19 protein-coding genes and 2 pseudogenes are annotated in these 15,066 nt (G+C 67.2%); 13 read left to right on the forward strand and 8 right to left on the reverse strand.

Translation table 11 applies throughout. The annotated features are described in order from the left end of the window. Window positions 1-75: 75 nt before the first annotated feature. A complete protein-coding gene (locus IPZ69_RS21080; protein ID WP_235455749.1) occupies window positions 76-336 on the reverse strand; it encodes a winged helix-turn-helix transcriptional regulator in 261 nt (86 codons plus the stop codon). Between the two features lie 142 nt (window positions 337-478). Between IPZ69_RS21080 and IPZ69_RS21085 the strand changes: the two genes are divergently transcribed. The 4 genes from IPZ69_RS21085 (at window position 479) to IPZ69_RS21100 (ending at window position 3,057) form a co-directional block, all read left to right on the forward strand. After that, on the forward strand, window positions 479-886 hold the full coding sequence (locus IPZ69_RS21085; RefSeq protein ID WP_235455750.1) for a RidA family protein: 408 nt from the start codon (window positions 479-481) through the stop codon (window positions 884-886). A gap of 509 nt (window positions 887-1,395) precedes the next feature. Further along, on the forward strand, window positions 1,396-2,232 hold the full coding sequence (locus tag IPZ69_RS21090) for an alpha/beta fold hydrolase (protein ID WP_235455751.1): 837 nt from the start codon (window positions 1,396-1,398) through the stop codon (window positions 2,230-2,232). A gap of 22 nt (window positions 2,233-2,254) precedes the next feature. Next, complete coding sequence (locus tag IPZ69_RS21095) at window positions 2,255-2,788, forward strand: TetR/AcrR family transcriptional regulator (protein ID WP_235455767.1); 534 nt, start codon at window positions 2,255-2,257, stop codon at window positions 2,786-2,788. A 128-nt stretch (window positions 2,789-2,916) separates the two neighbouring features. Continuing rightward, complete coding sequence (locus IPZ69_RS21100) at window positions 2,917-3,057, forward strand: hypothetical protein (RefSeq protein WP_235455752.1); 141 nt, start codon at window positions 2,917-2,919, stop codon at window positions 3,055-3,057. A gap of 140 nt (window positions 3,058-3,197) precedes the next feature. Here IPZ69_RS21100 and IPZ69_RS21105 read toward each other — a convergent pair whose 3' ends face one another. Beyond that, a complete protein-coding gene (locus IPZ69_RS21105; RefSeq protein WP_235455753.1) occupies window positions 3,198-3,512 on the reverse strand; it encodes a hypothetical protein in 315 nt (104 codons plus the stop codon). Between IPZ69_RS21105 and IPZ69_RS21110 the strand changes: the two are divergent. After that, window positions 3,473-3,613, forward strand: a pseudogene (locus IPZ69_RS21110) (IS5/IS1182 family transposase); the annotation flags it as partial. The gene IPZ69_RS21105 and the pseudogene IPZ69_RS21110 overlap by 40 nt on opposite strands. 104 nt (window positions 3,614-3,717) lie before the next feature. Here the strand turns inward: IPZ69_RS21110 and IPZ69_RS21115 are convergent. After that, on the reverse strand, window positions 3,718-4,119 hold the full coding sequence (locus tag IPZ69_RS21115) for a DUF3592 domain-containing protein (RefSeq protein WP_235455754.1): 402 nt from the start codon (window positions 4,117-4,119) through the stop codon (window positions 3,718-3,720). 443 nt (window positions 4,120-4,562) lie between these two features. Here IPZ69_RS21115 and IPZ69_RS21120 point away from each other — a divergent pair, with 443 nt between their 5' ends. Further along, window positions 4,563-5,249 (forward strand): alpha/beta fold hydrolase, encoded by a 687-nt coding sequence (locus IPZ69_RS21120; RefSeq protein WP_235455755.1) that lies wholly within the window; start codon window positions 4,563-4,565, stop codon window positions 5,247-5,249. A 180-nt stretch (window positions 5,250-5,429) separates the two neighbouring features. Here IPZ69_RS21120 and IPZ69_RS21125 read toward each other — a convergent pair whose 3' ends face one another. Then, window positions 5,430-5,750 (reverse strand): NAD-dependent epimerase/dehydratase family protein, encoded by a 321-nt coding sequence (locus IPZ69_RS21125; protein WP_308407525.1) that lies wholly within the window; start codon window positions 5,748-5,750, stop codon window positions 5,430-5,432. 311 nt (window positions 5,751-6,061) lie between these two features. Here IPZ69_RS21125 and IPZ69_RS21130 point away from each other — a divergent pair, with 311 nt between their 5' ends. The 4 genes from IPZ69_RS21130 to IPZ69_RS47470 all read left to right on the forward strand — a co-directional run bounded on the left by IPZ69_RS21130 (window position 6,062) and on the right by IPZ69_RS47470 (window position 9,736). After that, a complete protein-coding gene (locus tag IPZ69_RS21130; RefSeq protein WP_235455756.1) occupies window positions 6,062-6,607 on the forward strand; it encodes a plasmid pRiA4b ORF-3 family protein in 546 nt (181 codons plus the stop codon). Window positions 6,608-6,861: 254 nt separating this feature from the next. After that, on the forward strand, window positions 6,862-8,085 hold the full coding sequence (locus IPZ69_RS21135) for an FAD-dependent oxidoreductase (protein WP_235455757.1): 1,224 nt from the start codon (window positions 6,862-6,864) through the stop codon (window positions 8,083-8,085). A gap of 435 nt (window positions 8,086-8,520) precedes the next feature. Next, the gene (locus IPZ69_RS21140; protein WP_235455758.1) at window positions 8,521-9,165 is read left to right on the forward strand and encodes an FAD-dependent oxidoreductase; all 645 of its coding nucleotides are present in this window, start codon (window positions 8,521-8,523) and stop codon (window positions 9,163-9,165) included. Between the two features lie 19 nt (window positions 9,166-9,184). Beyond that, window positions 9,185-9,736 carry an FAD-dependent oxidoreductase gene (locus IPZ69_RS47470; RefSeq protein WP_235455759.1) on the forward strand — a complete coding sequence of 184 codons (552 nt, stop codon included), beginning with the start codon at window positions 9,185-9,187 and terminating at the stop codon, window positions 9,734-9,736. A gap of 191 nt (window positions 9,737-9,927) precedes the next feature. Here the strand turns inward: IPZ69_RS47470 and IPZ69_RS21150 are convergent, their stop codons facing one another. Beyond that, the gene (locus IPZ69_RS21150) at window positions 9,928-10,956 is read right to left on the reverse strand and encodes an Lrp/AsnC family transcriptional regulator (protein WP_235455760.1); all 1,029 of its coding nucleotides are present in this window, start codon (window positions 10,954-10,956) and stop codon (window positions 9,928-9,930) included. 191 nt (window positions 10,957-11,147) lie between these two features. Between IPZ69_RS21150 and IPZ69_RS21155 the strand changes: the two genes are divergently transcribed. Together IPZ69_RS21155 and IPZ69_RS21160 are read left to right on the forward strand one after the other, a co-directional pair. Further along, window positions 11,148-11,864: an SDR family oxidoreductase gene (locus tag IPZ69_RS21155; protein WP_235455761.1), complete on the forward strand. Its 717-nt coding sequence runs from the start codon at window positions 11,148-11,150 to the stop codon at window positions 11,862-11,864. Window positions 11,865-12,080: 216 nt separating this feature from the next. Further along, window positions 12,081-12,182, forward strand: a pseudogene (locus tag IPZ69_RS21160) (transposase); the annotation flags it as partial. A 219-nt stretch (window positions 12,183-12,401) separates the two neighbouring features. On the opposite strand, the gene IPZ69_RS21165 reads toward IPZ69_RS21160, so the two are convergent. From IPZ69_RS21165 to IPZ69_RS21175, 3 genes are read right to left on the reverse strand one after another with little or no spacing between them, the layout of a single operon-like run. Beyond that, a complete protein-coding gene (locus tag IPZ69_RS21165) occupies window positions 12,402-12,698 on the reverse strand; it encodes a hypothetical protein (RefSeq protein WP_235455762.1) in 297 nt (98 codons plus the stop codon). A 24-nt stretch (window positions 12,699-12,722) separates the two neighbouring features. Beyond that, window positions 12,723-12,914 (reverse strand): hypothetical protein, encoded by a 192-nt coding sequence (locus IPZ69_RS21170; protein ID WP_235455763.1) that lies wholly within the window; start codon window positions 12,912-12,914, stop codon window positions 12,723-12,725. Window positions 12,915-12,917: 3 nt separating this feature from the next. Beyond that, entirely contained in the window at window positions 12,918-13,823 is a 906-nt protein-coding gene (locus IPZ69_RS21175; RefSeq protein ID WP_308407526.1) for a zinc-binding dehydrogenase, read from the reverse strand. A 600-nt stretch (window positions 13,824-14,423) separates the two neighbouring features. Between IPZ69_RS21175 and IPZ69_RS21180 the strand changes: the two genes are divergently transcribed. Further along, the coding region (locus IPZ69_RS21180; RefSeq protein WP_235455764.1) for a macro domain-containing protein at window positions 14,424-15,066 on the forward strand (643 nt) is incomplete at its 3' end.

Genomic DNA, 15,066 nt, shown 5'->3' on the forward strand with positions numbered 1-15,066 from the left:
TACAGCGGTCGGCCGACCCGACGAACCGCCCGGGTCAGGTCCGGCCGATGGTTGTGTGCGCGCGTGCTCCAGCCGTCAAGCGTCGAAGCGACGGCGGGCGGCCTCGATGTGACCGAGGTACTCGTGAGTCCCGCCGCACATTCCGTCGACCATCGCGCGCAGGGCTGGGCCCGGTTCGGTGAGGCTGAACGCGACCCACGGCGGCACGGCGGGGTGCACCTTTCGCTGGACCAGGCCGTCGCGCTCCAGCACGCGCAGGTTCTGGGTGAGCGCCAGGGAATCAGCGCGCCTGAGGTCCGCGTCCTCGGGTGAGCCCATGAACTGCTTGGTCACCATCAGGTTCCTCAGTCACTGAAAAGTGCGTTCTTCCACGTCAGCATTCACTCTCCTACGGTTCCTGAGTAACCACAGGAGAGCGAATGCGCCCTGATCGCGTGGACGCGACCTCACGGGCACTCATGACAAGGAGACAGACAGCATGGCTATCACCCTGGTGAACCCCAGCGGATTGCCCGAGATCGATGTCTACCGGCAGGTGTCGATCGCGTCCGGGTCGAAGCTGGTCTTCATCGCTGGGCAGGTCGCCTGGGACCACGAGGGGGGCACGATCGGCGAAGGCGACCTCGCCGCTCAGGTCGAGCAGTGCTACCTCAACATCGCCACCGCCCTGGCCGGGGCCGGCGGCTCCTTCGACGACGTGGCGAAACTGACCTTCTACGTCGTCGACTGGACCCCCGACAAGATGCCCCTGCTCCTGGAGGGCGTCTCCCGGGCGGCCGCAAAGCTGGGGGTCACCCCGGTCCCACCGACCACGCTGATCGGCGTCGCGGCCCTGGACGTCCCCGACCACCTGGTCGAGATCGAAGCCACCGCGATCCTCGACTGAACAGATGCTCTTGGCTACCGAGCGCCGAAGTGGCCGACCCACGCGCTCCGTCACCCATCGGAATGATTCGTCTGGTCGACCGATCGAGAAAGGGGGAGCTCTCGGGCAAGACGGGAGAACCGGCTGGACGGCTGGCGGCCGGCCTTGTTCACCACGATTGCCGACTGCATCGGAGTCCGTCCCCACTCGTTGCCGTAGCGGCAGACATCCCTGAACAAGCAGGTCATGATCCCACGGTGAGGCGGGATGGAGTCGAAACCCTGCGTTGCCGGCTCAGCGCCCACGTATCCATACGTGATGGTCCCGCCCCCTGGGCCCGCTTCCGCAGGATCTTTACGGCCGCGTCGAGGTGGCCGTGGGCCGTCGGCCGGGGGCACCGAAGAGGTCGACAGTCTGCCGGACGGTCCCCTCTCGGACGTCGCAGAACTCCCGCAACATCGACGCGTTGACAGCTTTAGGTAATGGTATTAGCTTTTAGCTATTGATGTTAGCGAGCTCTGGGAGATGCCATGACCGAGTTCCTCGCCGTCGAAGGCGGCACGATCGCTTACGAGACGGCGGGGTCCGGCCCCCTGATCGTTCTCGCGCACGGCATGGGCGACAGCCGCGCCGCATACCGTGCCGTGATACCGCCGCTGGTGGCGGCGGGCTATCGGGTCGCCGCCGTCGATCTGCGCGGCTGCGGCGAGTCCAGCGTCGACTGGCCGACTTGGAGCCGCACCGCCATCGCCGGCGACCTGCTCGCCGTGATCCGCCACCTGGGTGGCCCGGCCGTGCTCGTCGGCCACTCGATCTCCGGCGGCGCCGCCACCGTCGCCGCGGCGCAGGAGCCCTCGCTGATCACCGCGGTTGTCGAGTTGGCGCCGTTCACCCGCAAACAGTCGGTCCGCCTCGCCGACCTGCGGGTGAAACGCTTCCGGCAGGGCATGCTGCGGCTGCTCGGCACGGGCGTGTTCGGCAGCGTGCCGTTCTGGCGTTCGTACCTCGATGTGGCCTACCCCGGCGTGAAGCCGGCCGACTGGGCCGAGCGGCTCGGCCGCATCGACTCCCTGCTGCGCGAGCCGGGCCGGATGAAGGCCCTGCAGGGCATGGGCCGCAGCGCCCCGACCGACGCCGGCGCACAGCTCGGCAAGGTCCGCTGCCCGGTCCTGGTCGTGATGGGCACGCTCGACCCCGACTGGGCCGACCCGCGGGCCGAGGGCACGGCAATCGTTGAGGCCCTCCCGTCCGGCCTCGGGCGCCTCGAAATGATCGAGGGCGCTGGGCACTACCCACACGACCAGTTCCCCGACCAGGTGGTTTCGCTCATGCTCGCCTTCCACCGATCGGACGCCGAACGTGCCTAGGGTCGGCCTGAACCCGGCGGCCGTGGTCGCGGCCGGCGCCGCCCTTGCCGACGAGGTGGGCTTCGCCAACCTGACGATGGGGCTGTTGGCCGAGCAGGTGGGCGTACGTACCCCGTCCCTGTACAAGCACGTGGGCGGCCAGGAAGACCTCAACCGGCGCATCGCGGCCCTGGCGTTGAACGAAGCCGCCGACGCCGTCGGCGGCGCGATCCAGGGGTACGCGGGCCGCGACGCCCTGGCGGCCGCGGCACGCGCCTTCCGCGCCTTCGTCGTGGAGCACCCCGGCCGGTACGCCGCGACGATCGGCATGGAACCGTCCGGCCCTGATGATCCGCTGGCCACCGCTGGTGAGCGGTTGCTCGGCGCGTTCATGGCGGTCCTGCGCGGCTACGAGATCGGAGAGTCCGACCTGGACCACGCTCTGCGCATGCTGCGCAGCCTCTGGCACGGCTTCGCCACGTTGCAGGCGGCCAACGGCTTCCAGTGGAGCGCCGACATCGACGAGAGCTTCGAGTGGCTGATCGCCTTCGCCGACCGGGGCCTGCGCGCTCTTTGAGAGGGCGATACGTGAGTCGATGTCTGTTCTGTCGTTGGCTGAACGTGCGGTGTCGCGGGCCCGTGGTCGGTCGCCGGGCTGGGGCAGTGAAGGCTGCCGTTACCAGTTCGCATGGATTCGGGTCACGGATGAGTGACAGTGACTTCACGCAGTCTTCACGCCGACGCATCATGCGACCGACGGTGGGGTTGGTCGTGACGACGCGTGCTTTGAACCGGCGCGAGGCGGCGGCGCGGCGTGAGGTCCTCGGCGACGACTACCTCGGCTGAACTTCGGGCCTTCAGCGGCCTCGCACCGGATCATCAAAACGGGACTGTCGTCATGCGGTGGACTCGGAGGGTGGGAGGTGTGTTGATGTTCGTTTCGTGCTTTGGGGGGTGAGCGGGCTGGCCGCGAATTCGCCGGGCGGCTACGGCCGCGGCTGGGTGAACAAGCCCGGCTCGGTCTCAGCCAGGATGCCGCGCTCGGTCAGCCGCTTGAGTTTCAGTCGGGTGTTGTTGATGTTGTTGGGTGCGATCTCCATGTCCATTGCCTCGCACACCTGTCGTGCCCGCAGTGGGGCGTCGGCCCTGGCGAAGACCGCCAAAATCTGCTGGTAGGCCGGATAGTCCGGCAGCGGCGGCGCGGGCGGCTGCTGATCAGGCAGTTCCAACAGCGTCTTGCGGGTGATGCGGAAAGCCGATCTACAAGCGCAGGAATGCAGTGGAGCGGACCATCTTGGCACTCAAGAACTCCCGCGCCGTGGCTACCAGGTTCGACAAGCGCACCCATATCTTTCACGGCACGGTCACCGTGGCCTCGATCCGCCTCTGGCTCAAACCATGATCACGGACGCGGAGCGGGGCGGACGCGGAGTGGGTTCGATTGGAGCCGCACCTTCCGAAGAACGCAGGCCGGGGCGGAAGTGAGAACGAGGAGGGGGACCAAGTTCAGCGAGTGAGCCACATCCAAACCGCGCCGCCGAGGAAGATCACGCTTCCGGCAAACATGCCGACGTGAGCTCGGCGATGCTTCCTCGTGGACACCCTTGCATTCTCGGGCTGTTCGGGCAGATAGACGACCGGCGCATGGGTTCCAAGATCCATCCCCATCCTCGACCCCGTCGCCACGGGCGTGAACCTGACGGGCCGTCCCTGCCGGTCGGTGAACTCGATGACGGGCGTCAGATAGTCGTCCGCCGCGCCCAACTTCTGGTCCACCACTACCCCCTCGGTGTGCACGCCGTACCGACGCAGCCGCACCTGCAGCCGCGCCTCCCGCACACCGCCCCACAGGCACAGCAGGCTCGCCAACACGGCCGGCACGAAACCGATCACTTCACGTGTCGTCATCCGTCCCCTGCCCTCCCTCACTCAGGCCCCACTCGGCACGAGCCGCACACCAGGATGACGCGGCACCCGGCCAGATGGTTCACGAAGGTGCGCAGGCGCACCTGCTCCGCGGGCCTACGCAGTCGTGGCGGGGGCCCACGAGGGCTGGCAGCCGTGGTCGGGCAGGCGACCGCCTGCCCCCGATGAGCCTTCGCTGAGTCGAGCCAGTCAACGAGTCAGTGCAGCCAACTGACCAAGCACGGCAGGCTCGCTGATCCGCCGGACACGGCCGCCTCGCCGAAACGGGCCTGATGATCAACACAAGACCACCACGACAACACGTTCAACGTCGTAGGCCCAACGATTGGGATGGGGCGACACGCCTGACTATCACGCAAAAACAGGCAACGAACGGTCAATATGGTGCAGCGCTGCATATTTGATCTCTTCATAGGAGGGAAGCCATGGCGGGCAAGCCCAGCATTGTCTTCGCCCACGGACTCTGGGCGGATGGATCGTGCTTCAACAAGCTCATCCCCACGCTCCAGGCTGAAGGGCACGAGGTATTCGCCTCACAGCACGGCCTCGACTCGCTCGAAAGCGACGTCGCGTGCGTCAACTTCACGCTCAACCACGTCCCCGGCCCGATCGTGCTAGTCGGTCACTCCTACGGTGGGACCCTGATCACCAAAGCAGGCACCCACGACCGCGTCGGCGCTCTGGTGTACATCGCCGCGCTCGCCCCAGACGAGGACGAGACGTCGCAAGAACAGCTGGACAAATTCCCCCGCACGCCCATCTTCGAGCACGTGGACGTCGCTGACGGCCGCGTGTGGCTCAAGCCCTCGGGCGTCCCGCACTTCTGCGGCGACCTCCCGGAAGCGGAACAGAAGCTCGTCCTGGCGACGGGCGCTGTGCCAGTGGCGGACCTGTTCAACCAGCAGGTTCCCGGCACCGCTTGGAGGACAAAGCCAAGCTGGTTCATCGTCTCCAACAACGACCGTACCGTGCCCCCCGACCTGGAGCGGTCCGCCGCCGAGCGCATGGGCGCCCATATCCGTCCCGTGGACAGCAGCCACGTTCCCATGCTCTCGCATCCTGACTTCGTCCTCGATGTGATCCGTGAGGCCGCGGAGTCCCTCAACGCCTAGCCAAGCCGACAACGACCGACCGCAGCGCAACACGCAAGGAGGCGGCCCCGGACCGACCGAGCCGCCCCCTTGCAACGACATCACGCTTTCAAGCTCAGTAGTCGACAACCCATCCAACTGAGGTTTAGTTGCCCGTCACCGCAACCGCTCGATCTCACAGCCGAGTTGGAAGGGGCTCAGTCACTCCGCAGGCTCCGAGGAGCCCTCCAGTTCGGCACCGAGAGCGGTGACGGCGTCCAGTTCGTCTCGCGCGGCGCCGACGTAGTCCGAGAAGTCGTGGTTGAACGCCAGGTGGACAACCCCTCCGGACGAGCGGGCGCCGGCACGCAGACTGTCCAGGTCCTCAAGGCTCCCATGGTGTGCCTCCGCCCCGGCCGCCACGAGGGCGTCAGCCGCGGCTGTCGAACGGGCAAGGCCGAGTACTTGGTGGCCTGCGGCCTGCAACTCGGAAGCGACGGCGCTCCCGTTGAATCCGGTCGCACCCGTGACGAACACACGCATGATGGAGTCTCTCTCCAGACGACAGGGGGCCAACCGATGACGGCTCCATGGTCGGTGCCGGGCTGGTGAATCCGGGGTTATGCTCCGGCTCTCAGGGCAAGGCGGTCCGGTCGATCAAGTGACCGCGTCGACTTCGGATTGTCGGTCCAGACACAGTGCGTGACCGGCCTCGTGATCTACCGGACGCCGAGCCGGCTGTCGGCAGCCAGTAGAAATTCCCCAAGTACGGCCGGCTCCACTCCCCACTTGGGCGTCACACTCAGTAGCCTCGGTGCTGGCTCGGGTACCGGAGGCATGAAGGGGTTGTGACCGTGGCACGCACTTGGCTGTCCATCCGGGTGGAGTTGGTCTCCGGACACGGCGCAGACCTGTGGCCTCGCCCCGGCCGGGTCTTCGCCGCCGCGCGATCGCATACCTTCGCAGAGTTCGCCACGGCCATCGATCTCGCTTTCGGCCGCTGGGACCTGGCTCACCTGCACCTGTTCACGTTGTCCGATGGCACCCGGGTCAGCCCCCTGGACTGGTGGGACGACGAGGCCCCGGACGGCACGGTGGACGGCCTTACCACCAAGCTGAGCAGGCTCCAGGCCGGCGAACAGGTCGCCTACGTCTTCGACATGGGCGATGACTGGGCCCACCTGTGCACGGTGGCGGAAAAGCACATCGACCCCCTCGACGAACTCGGCCATGCACCCGACCTCCCGGTTCCCTACTGGGGGTGGGGCAGCCTCCCAGACCAATACGCACGCCGCTGGGACGGGGACGACGGGGAGTCGCCGATGCCGAAACGACCGAGCCGCGGGCTCAGCGACCTGCCCCCGATCCTGCCGTGGTGGGGCGGGCGCCGCCGAGGATGACCTCACTCTGCGTACACGAAGTGGCCGCCCGTGGAAATGGCCTCGATGGGCAGCTGAAGTGGCCGCGAGCGGGGAAATCCAACTGGCCGCTGACAGCCGGCAGGGCTTGCAAAGCACCACAAGCGCGCGCTACGGTCCCAGCGACGTACGAAAGCCACTGCCCGGTAGGTAGTCCGGGTGACGCCTCAGCGTTCGTGCAACGGCCTGGTCAGGCCACCGGTACGTCCTTTGTCGAACTCGAACAAGGGACGGTCATGTCTGACCTGAAGGTTCTCGTCGCCGGTGCCGGCCTCGGCGGCCTCACTCTCGCCCAGTCGCTCCGCAACCACCGAATCGACGTCACAGTCTTCGAACGCGACGCAAGCCCGTGGGACCGACCCCAGGGCTACCGCCTCCATCTCGACGCCGACGCGCTGGGCGCCGCTCGCGAGGTCCTCCCGGCCGACCTGCACGCGGTGTTCGACGCAACCGCGCAGTACACCGAGGCGTTCACCACGATCCTGGGGACCGACCTGTCGGTCATCAAGCGTCTGCCGGCGCAGGACGAACACGGCGAGGGGGTCTGGCCCGCCCACGACGGCCCGGGATCCCACGCCAACGTCGACCGCGCGACCCTGCGTCAGATCCTGCTCGCCGGCCTCGAAGACACGGTGCGTTTCGGAAAGACCCTCGACCACTACGCGAGCACGCCCGACGGAGTGACCGCCTACTTCACCGACGGCTCCCAGGCGCACGGCCACGTCCTCGTCGGCGCCGACGGTATCCGCTCGGCCGTCCGCCGCCAACGGGCCCCGCACGGCGACACGGTTGACGCCGGGATCACCGCGATCTACGGCCGCCTGCCGAGGGCGACAGCCGAGCCTGTCGTGCCCGCCGAAACCATGAAGGACATCTTCACCATCGCTTCGGACGAGCGGAAGGTGTTCCTCGGACTTGGCTGCGTCCGCTTCCCGACCTCTCCCGCCGAGGCCGTGGAACGCTTCGCTCCAGGGGTCCCCATGCGCGACCAGGACGACTACGTCGTATGCATTGTGGGCGGCCGCCACGAGTTCTTCCCGAACACCGATGGCGCGATGCGCACCTGCTCGGGTGAGGAACTTCGCCACATCGCCGCCGAGACGCTCCGCGACTGGCCGACCGGTGCCGCCGACCTCGTCCGCAGTGCGGATCCGGCCTCCTTCTTCCTCGTCGAGATGTACACCAGTGTGCCGACCACGCTCGACGCACCCACCAACGTGACACTCCTCGGGGATGCCGTCCACGCGATGACACCCACTCTGGGCCGCGGCGCCAACGTCGCGATGCGTGATGGAACACTGCTCGGCCGTGCACTCAAGAAGGTCGCCGATGGGCAACTCGACCTCGCCGAATCCCTGGCCGCCTACGAACGCGACATGCTCGCCTACGGCTTCTCCGTCGTACGAGAGGCAGCCCGGGTCGGCCAACGGCGCATGGCCCAAAACCCTCTCCCCGAATAGCCCGCGCCGAAGCCGGCAGGACCACGCCTCCCACAGACGCGCGGGACTCCGCCCCCACCGACAAGGTAGGGGGCGGTACCCCGTCTACTTCACCGGCGGCGTGCGGCCAGTGGCCGACATGGCCCTGCTGAACACATCGGGGTGATCAGGTGCGGAGCCGGATGACCAGGGCTGCTACGGCGGCAGTGCCGCCCTTCCGGGCCGCCTCCGAGGCCACCACCGGGCGGCAGCCCCAGGAAGCCCTGCACGCCTACGAGAGCGAGCTGCTCGGACACGGATTCGACGAGGTACGCGAATCGGGCCAAGCGCGGGCACGGCCTGGTCGGCCAGAGCCCGTTGCCTTGCGTCGAAGGCTGAGTCGCACATCCGGTGCCGAACCTCGTACTTGGGCGCCCGGCCAAACCACGGACCAACACCCTTCGACGAAGGTGCCCCATGACTGACTTCCGTGTCGCCATCGCCGGCGGCGGGCTCGCCGGGATGGCTCTCGCCCACCACCTTCACCGCCACAGCCTGGACGTCGTCGTGTACGAACGCGACGCCGATCTCGTCGCCCGCAATCCGGGATACCGACTGCACATCAACTCCACCGGAACGACCGCCCTGAGAAGGGTGCTCGCCCCGCGGCTGTGGGACCTGTTCGTCGCGACCGCCGGTATCCCCCGGCAGCAGGTACGCCACTTCGACGAGCAGCTCAACCCGGGCCCGATCCACGACACCCATGGCTCCATCGGGGTCGGCAGCGCCACCGGAGACGCTCCCGAACACCTGGTGGCGGACCGCTCGACGATGCGCAGGATCCTCGCCACCGGCCTGGAGAAGGAGATCCACTTCGGCGCGCGGGTCACCGGATACCGCCGCACCCCCGACTCGCGTGTCACCGTGCACCTGTCGAACGGGGAGAGCGACGAAGCCGACATGCTGATCGGTGCGGACGGCATCAACTCCGCGGTTCGCGCCCAACTCCTCCCGCATGCCGCAGCATCGACTTGGGCGCACGCCACATCGCCGCGGAGGTCCCACTCACCGCGGCAACCGAACGCGAGATCCCTGATGAACTGCACTCGATATTCACATTGATCTCCAACCCCACCACGACGTGATCAACTTCGCCCCGCTCAAACGCAGCAACCCGCGCTCGCCGTTGGTCGCCGAACGGGACGAGGCGTTCCGCGACGAGGTCGGCAACGACTTCGCACTGAGCATCTTCAGCTCCGTCACCGCCCGCTTGCCCGCCGACTCCGAACTGTTCGCGGCGCACCCTGAAGCACTCCAGAGGTACGTCCTTGAGCGCATCGCCTCCTGGCATTCCGGCCTCGTCGAACTGGTCCGGATGTGGGACCTCGACTCCGTGCAACCGCTGGCGTTGCGCACCGGCGTCCCCATTCCGTCCTGGGCACCCACGAACGTCACCGTCATCGGCGACGCCATCCACGCCATGAGCCCGGCCCTGGGCATCGGCGCCAACACCGCCCTGCGCGACGCTCAGATCCTCGGCACCGAACTGATCGCGGCTGCGGCAGGCAACAAACCGCTGCTCACCGCCATCGGCGACTACGAACACACCATGCGCGGCTACGCCTTCGACGCCGTTCGGGCCTCCGCGGCCATGGGCGAGCGCATCATCGGTCACGGTCCGCTGCCCGGGTGAACGGACCAACGCCGCCATTGAGGCAGATCTTTCGGAGTGGACACGCCGACAATGGAGCTTGGATGGTTCAAGAAGGGATGTCCAGGTGGGACGCCAGTCTCCATGTCCGGCGGAGTTCCGGAAGGACGCCGTCACGCTGCACCGCGCGTGGGGTGGTCGTAAGGCGTCGCGACGCCGCGGGCCAGCTCACGTCATGCTTGAGTCGGTGGCACGGCGAGGCGACCGCCGGACAGTAGTGTGCCTGCTTGCTTGACGTGCCGTAGGACAGGTGAAACTTCCATGCTCTGCAGGCCAGGCAGAGCCCCGATGCGTTCCGACGTGAATTCGAAGAGTTCGTCGAGGTCTCGGCAGTGGGCGACGGCATGGATGTTGTAGGGGCCGGAGATGGCCGCGGCAAAGGCGATCTCCGGTTCTCGTGCCAGCGAGCGTCCGACGTTCTTCACCTCTGACGGATGCACTCGCAGCCACAGGTTGGCCCGCGCGTGATAGCCCAAGGCTGCTGGGGCGATCTCGACGTCGATGTGGACGACGCGTTGTTGGAGCAGAGCGCCGAGCCGGCGGGAGACACGGCCAGCTGTGGAGTCCGCCGCTGTGGCGAGGTCGACGAGACTGGCCCGACCGTCTGCGGCGAGCGCGTCGAGAATCTTCTCGTCTTCGGCGCTGAGGTGTACAGGGTCATCGGTGACGACCGGAGACTCCGTGAATGGGGGGCCCTCGCTCCCGAGCATGGCTTCCTGCTCCGAGGACAGCGCGCCGTGGAGTGCGGCCCAGTAGTGGCCGCGGCCACCCATGAACTGGCGGAGCATGGCGAAGGCGCTGATGTCGAGCACCGCCGCAGTGCGCGGAAGCCGTTGGCCGAGCAGTTCTTCTCGCTGCGCTTGATCTCGTGACTGGGTCGCGCACGTGACTTCGGAGCCGGCTGCGCCAATGGCTACCCAGTTGACATCGTCTCGCTTGGCGAGCGCGCCCGCGATCGCCGCGACGCTGCCGGGCCGGCAGCGTAGTCGGACCAGCCATCTGCTTTGTCCCAACGCTCCCGGGTTGAACACGCCGGCGACGCGGATGACGCCGTCGGCGTGCAAGCGTCGGTATCGGCGGTTGACGGTGCCTTCGGTGAGGCCGAGAGCGGCTGCAATCGAGGCGAAGGAGGCTCTCGGGGCGACCTGCAGTGCACGAATGATTCGCACATCATCGGGCTGGATCCTGAGAGATTGAGACATCGATGCACCTCCCATGGCAGGGATTCTACAAATTGAGCTGCCAGGATCGTATCTGCGAGGGCACGGCAAGCAGACTTGTTCCGTACCGATGAAGAGCCACAACAGTGCGTACCCCGGTGTCGCCCCGAGACGGTCTGGGTCAAGGACGCACGAAGTGAACTCGCAACGCAAAGGAACGGAGATGACTCTGTATGTCATCGACTGTCACAGGGCAGCGCACGCCAACCGCCCTCATCGTCGGGGCCTCACGCGGCCTCGGACACGCCATGGCGGCTGAATTCCTCAGCCGAGGCTGGAACGTCATCGGCACCGTCCGCGATACCTCCACGCAAACCCCCCTGCACGATCTCGCCGACCAGGCCGAGGGCCGCGTCACCCTCGAGCATCTCGACATCAACGAGCCCGACCACCTCGCGCCCCTGCACGAGCGTCTTACGGAACGCCGACTCGACCTGCTCTTCGTCAACTCCGGCACCACGAACAATGAGCAGACACCGATCGGCAAGGTGGCGACAGACGATTTCATCGAGGTGATGATCACCAACGCTCTCAGCCCCATGCGCGTCATCGAGGCGCTCGAAGACCTGGTGTCCCCCGGCGGCCTCATCGGAGCGATGTCGTCCGGACAGGGCAGCATCACCAACAACACGAACGCAGGCCGCGAGGTCTACCGGGGAAGCAAAGCGGCCTTGAACATGTTCATGCGCAGCTTCGCGGTCCGCCAGGCCGAGACGCAGCGCGGCTTCGCCCTCCTGGCACCCGGCTGGATCCGCATCGCGCTCGGGGGGCCGGACGCGCCATTCACCGTCGAGGAGAGCGTCCCGCTGCTGGTGGACCTTCTGTTGTCCAAACTGGGCACACCTGGTCTGGCGTACCTGGACCGCTCAGGTCGGACAGTGCCCTGGTAAGCCCCGCCGAACACCCCTTGCGGACGGTCTGACGACCAGCAGGCACCGCAAGCGGTCTCATCACTCGAAACACTCCATCACCCACGGCTGACGCGGCCGCCGCGCAAGAGGCCGCAAAGGATGACGGCCATGCCTCTCATCGCTGTCGAACAACGCTGGATCATGCCGGATGTGACATCCGCCCTCCAAGCTGTGCCACAGCCCGAGGGGATTGACAGACGCAGTTTCACCTGGACCGATTACCGCGACCTACTCGTCGCTGCCCACCAGCGGCTCGGCGCGCCGATCGAGCTCGTATGGGACAAGTGTGAGACTCATGGGGCACCGTCCGGGGCCAAGGTCTGACCCATGGGACAACTGGCCGAGGCTGCCTTGTTCAGGATCTGTCGACCCTGGTCCCAGGCGGTGCTAGCAGCCGCCGTACCGGCGGGCGTGTCTCGATAGGGCCCTTGCCGCACGGAGCACCATCACAGTTCTGACCGCCCATCGGCCCGACGTGGGCCACAGCCCCGTGCCGATAGAGGAGCCGCGTGACCATCACCAGCATGCCCCAGTCGGCGCTGCCCTCACAGCGTTCTCCGCGAACGCCGGGTCCCTGGACAGTTCGATGGTGCCCGACCGGAACGGCTTCAGATTCTCCTCACGCCAGACGCGGGCGATGTAGTGGAACGAGGCCTTGATCCCCTCCGCCCGTTTCAGACACGCCGCCAGGGTGCGCATGGACCAGTGCGTCAGGCCAGTTTCCGCGCGCGGTGTCATCCTTGTCGGTGCGATCACCCGGCTACGGGTCCGCAGCGGCACCCGGGCCTTCCCGCCGTCGCGTTTCTTCTCCACCAGGCCCGCAGGGTCGATGCGTTCTCACGTGGTGAGACCGAGTTCGTGCAGGGCCTGGTCGGGATGGTGGCGGTAGTGGTCGATGGCTTCGGCGATGTTGGTCCATCCGGCCGGCCAGGCGAGGCTGATGGCGAGATTGCGTAGGGAGGTCATCACACTGGGAGTGCTTCTGGTGCGGATACGGGACGCGTCTCCGCCGTAGGTCACGTCTCGCACGTTTCACAGTGTCTCAACTCCCCAGTGTTCACGAGTGATTCGCGCCAGGATGGCCGGGTCGCGGTGTCGGCGGGCGCTCTGCGCAAGCAGCCCAAGTCCATGGCCCCCGTGATGCGGCCTGAGGAAACAGCTCGGAGCAATCCTGTACCGCGCCTCAGGTCCGTTGCTGTCAGTCGCATGTTCAATGGCCTTGTTTGCGATGTCGAGGGCGAACTCCGTGACGTCGAAGTGATGGAGATCGAGGAGGCGGAATCGGGCCAGTTCGATGAGGCGGGTGTTGGCCTGGGGCCGGTACATCCATTGCCCGCGGACGGTGATGCTGTTTCGCATGATCCACGGATAGGGCAAGGCCAGGTCCTCGCCGCCGAGCATGCCGACGCCGCCCATCAGCACGACCCTGCCGTATTCACGGACAGTCATGGCAGCGGCCCGCACCGGCGTGGTCCATGCAGAGGGCGGCAGCAGGTCGAGGACGACGTCTATCGGGCCGGGTGCAGCCTGCTTCATCCGGTCGTGGTCCTCGTTCTCGTTCTCGTTCTCGTCGCCGGACAGTGGCACGACTCGAAGGCGTGAGCCGAACCGATCCTCGAGCTCGGTCAGCATGTCCTGGTTACGGCCTGGCGCGACGACGCAGCCCGCTCCCATCGCGAGGGCCACGGCGACTCCGGCGCTGCCGACGTTCCCGGTCGCGCCACTGACCAGAACCGTTTCACCCGCCCGCAAGTCGGCCGCGAGCAGACGGCCGTAGGGCACGAGACACACGCTGAGGGCATTCCACCGTCCGGCCTCGGCAGGGTCGATCGCACCCATCGGGAACGCATTCTCCGTGGGGACCATCAGCAGCTCGGCGAAGGAGCCCTGGCCGTAATGCTTCTGAAGATGCAAGCCACCGTCGCCGCGCGCGCTCAAGCCCCGCAGGGTGATGTCGGGGTCACGCGTCGTCGCGGGAGCAAGGGCCGGATCGCACAGGACCCAGTCCCCCCACGGCAAGGCGCGTCGAGTCCGGCCGCACCCCGCAGTGGCGCCAGCACGCAACGGTGCCCCGGACCACTCGACGAGCCGGTTGAGGCGTAGGCCGGGTGCTCCTTCACGGCTTCGACCGCTCTCTGCGTCATGCCATCCGGGTCCGTCGCACGGACGAACAGCGGGATGATGGTCTGGGTGTCGTACGCACCGAGGTTGCCATGGAGCTGGTCGATGGCCTTACCGAACGCTGTGGAACCATCCCAGCATCTTGCACTCGCCGACCGTCGCCTGCCCGCCGTCTCGGCGCTCGAATCGCCTTCCGTGGCTCGGATGTCGTGCCGCCGGGGAGGTCTGAGGGCCAGGCCCCGTCCAACTCATGTACCCGGTGCACGGCTGGTAGGACACGGGCGTGTGCGGCCACCGGTCGATGCGGGCTCACCGGAGCATGACGGCAGGTCACCGGCTCCTTGTCCGGGCTGCGTTGTCAGTGGTGGGAGATACGTTCGAGGTATTGGAACCGCTGTTGCACGACAGGAGTGGACGATGACCGAGAGCAGTGTGCTGCCCGCGCTCAGGGTGGTGCTGACGGACGTCAACGAGCGTGTGGTGGAGGCGTGGCGCGCCGCGTTCGCCGACACCCCCGGCATCGAGATCCGCAAGGGCTCGATCCTCGACGAGGACGTCGACGCCTGGGTCACCCCCACGAACTCCCGGGGCCGGATGGACGGCGGGGTCGACGCCGTGATCAAGCGGTACCTGGGGGCCGGCATCCAGGTGCGCGTCCAGCGGGCGATCCGCGACCGGTTCGCCGGACCCATGCCGGTGGGCAGCGCGGTCTGCGTCCCGTCCGGCGCGACCGTCCCCCGGTACCTGATATCGACGCCGACGATGGTGCGGTCCTCGCAGGACGTGAGTGCCACGCTGAACGTGGCGCTGGCGTGCGCGGCCGCTTTCCAGGCCGTCCACCGGCAGAACCGGAAGGAGCCGGGCAGCATCCGGTCCGTGGCGCTGGTCGGGATGGGGGCGCAGACCGGCCAGGTGCCCGCCCGGGTGTGCGCCAATCTGATGTGGACCGGCTACACGCTCTTCCACGACCACTGGTTCGAGGACGACGACGAGCTGCGGTCCACGATCATCTCCCAGCTCCACGGGGTCGAGAACGCGCCCGTCGACCAGCGGGTGCGCA

Origin of the sequence: Streptomyces olivochromogenes, from assembly GCF_021538895.1 — a bacterium.
Classification (GTDB): Bacteria; Actinomycetota; Actinomycetes; order Streptomycetales; family Streptomycetaceae; genus Streptomyces; species Streptomyces olivochromogenes_A.

Coding starts and splice junctions, on each gene's coding strand:
- IPZ69_RS21080 (WP_235455749.1), bottom strand. CDS start 336: ATGGTGACCAAGCAGTTCATGGGCTCACCCGAGGACGCGGACCTCAGG.
- IPZ69_RS21085 (WP_235455750.1), top strand. CDS start 479: ATGGCTATCACCCTGGTGAACCCCAGCGGATTGCCCGAGATCGATGTC.
- IPZ69_RS21090 (WP_235455751.1), top strand. CDS start 1,396: ATGACCGAGTTCCTCGCCGTCGAAGGCGGCACGATCGCTTACGAGACG.
- IPZ69_RS21100 (WP_235455752.1), top strand. CDS start 2,917: ATGAGTGACAGTGACTTCACGCAGTCTTCACGCCGACGCATCATGCGA.
- IPZ69_RS21115 (WP_235455754.1), bottom strand. CDS start 4,119: ATGACGACACGTGAAGTGATCGGTTTCGTGCCGGCCGTGTTGGCGAGC.
- IPZ69_RS21120 (WP_235455755.1), top strand. CDS start 4,563: ATGGCGGGCAAGCCCAGCATTGTCTTCGCCCACGGACTCTGGGCGGAT.
- IPZ69_RS21125 (WP_308407525.1), bottom strand. CDS start 5,750: ATGCGTGTGTTCGTCACGGGTGCGACCGGATTCAACGGGAGCGCCGTC.
- IPZ69_RS21135 (WP_235455757.1), top strand. CDS start 6,862: ATGTCTGACCTGAAGGTTCTCGTCGCCGGTGCCGGCCTCGGCGGCCTC.
- IPZ69_RS21140 (WP_235455758.1), top strand. CDS start 8,521: ATGACTGACTTCCGTGTCGCCATCGCCGGCGGCGGGCTCGCCGGGATG.
- IPZ69_RS21150 (WP_235455760.1), bottom strand. CDS start 10,956: ATGTCTCAATCTCTCAGGATCCAGCCCGATGATGTGCGAATCATTCGT.
- IPZ69_RS21155 (WP_235455761.1), top strand. CDS start 11,148: ATGTCATCGACTGTCACAGGGCAGCGCACGCCAACCGCCCTCATCGTC.